Genomic DNA, 1,293 nt, shown 5'->3' with positions numbered 1-1,293 from the left:
GGTCCGTTCCGGACACATAGGTTACGGTTTATACCGGAGACATGGGTAACACTTTTGGCCCGAAGGGGTTGTGGAGTGGTTCGAGCCTGAATGTCTCATCATCAAAGTACCCCAAATCATAGTCCATGAAGCTGGCAAGCCAGATATGGTCTTCGATCTGTTTGATGCCGACGGTCTGGCCGGCAAAGACGAGGCTAAGGTTGATCTTCTTGCGATTGTAGCAGATGCGACCGCAGGTGGTGACGGTGACGGCCTTATCGTGAAACGGATAGTCGAGCTCTGGCAAGCCAGTGTAGGGGCGCGTTGAGGGCGTGTAGCGCTCTGCCGGGCAGTCCATGCCGAGCGCCTGATGCGGGCGCTCTGAGTTGAACTCGTCGATGAAGTCATCGAACCTAGCCTGTTGCTGAAGGAAATTGGCGCCAGCCGGTTTGGTGGCTTCCTTCTTCAGGGTGAGGTGCATGCGCTCGTGGCGCCCATTCTGCTGTGGGCAGCCCGGCTGGATGCGCTCGATGTCGATGCCCAGGCGCAGCCACCAGACCGACAGCTTGCTGAGGTTGAAGAGCGCGTTGGGGCTGGCGAAGGGAACGCCATTGTCGGTCCTGATGGCGCGGGGCAGACCAAACTCCTTGAAAACGCTCTCGAACACGGTGAAGGCATAGGCTTCCTTGGTGGTCGACAGCGCCTCGCAGGCAATGAGATAGCGGCTGGCGAAGTCAGTGATCGTCAGCGGATAGCAATAGCGCCGATCGGTGAGCATGAACTCGCCCTTGTAGTCGGCGCACCACAGATCATTGGGTCGACAGCTGCTTGAAAGTGGCGTCCCCGTCGCCTTGTTGCGCCGTCGCTTGCGGTGCTCGACCATACCGTGCCGGTCGAGCACCGCATGCACCGTCGAGATCGCAGGCCTGTGCACATCCGGATAGAGCCGGGCCAGCCGCTCGCGTATCTTAGGCGCACCCCAAGTCGGCTTGTCCTGCTTCAGGCGCACAATCAGCTTCTCGATTTGAAACGGAAGCTGATTGGCGTGGCGATAGGGTCGGCGTGACCGATCCGTCAGCCCCTCAAGGCCGCTATCATTGTAGCGCGCGAGGATCTTGTAGCCGGTCTTGCGCGAGATATCGAATTCCCGGCAAAGGACCGCCATCTTCTCTCCGTCCAGCAGACGGGCCACGAACTTAAGCCGCTCGTCCATGACGTTACACTCCTTCCAAGGCACCTTGCTCTCCTTGCAAAGGGCCAAAAGTGTAACCCATCTATCCGGAATGAACTGTCACCCATCTCTCGGGAAGGGCA

General features: G+C 58.9%; 1 protein-coding gene. It reads right to left on the bottom strand.

Annotated features, from left to right (window positions below):
* Window positions 1-28: 28 nt before the first annotated feature.
* On the bottom strand, window positions 29-1,216 hold the full coding sequence (locus LB523_RS29190) for an IS481 family transposase (protein WP_411966509.1): 1,188 nt from the start codon (window positions 1,214-1,216) through the stop codon (window positions 29-31).
* Between the last annotated feature and the right edge of the window lie 77 nt (window positions 1,217-1,293).

This window comes from Mesorhizobium sp. ESP-6-4, assembly GCF_020164735.1.
Lineage (GTDB): Bacteria > Pseudomonadota > Alphaproteobacteria > Rhizobiales > Rhizobiaceae > Mesorhizobium.
This window is presented reverse-complemented; position numbering and strand designations above follow the sequence as displayed.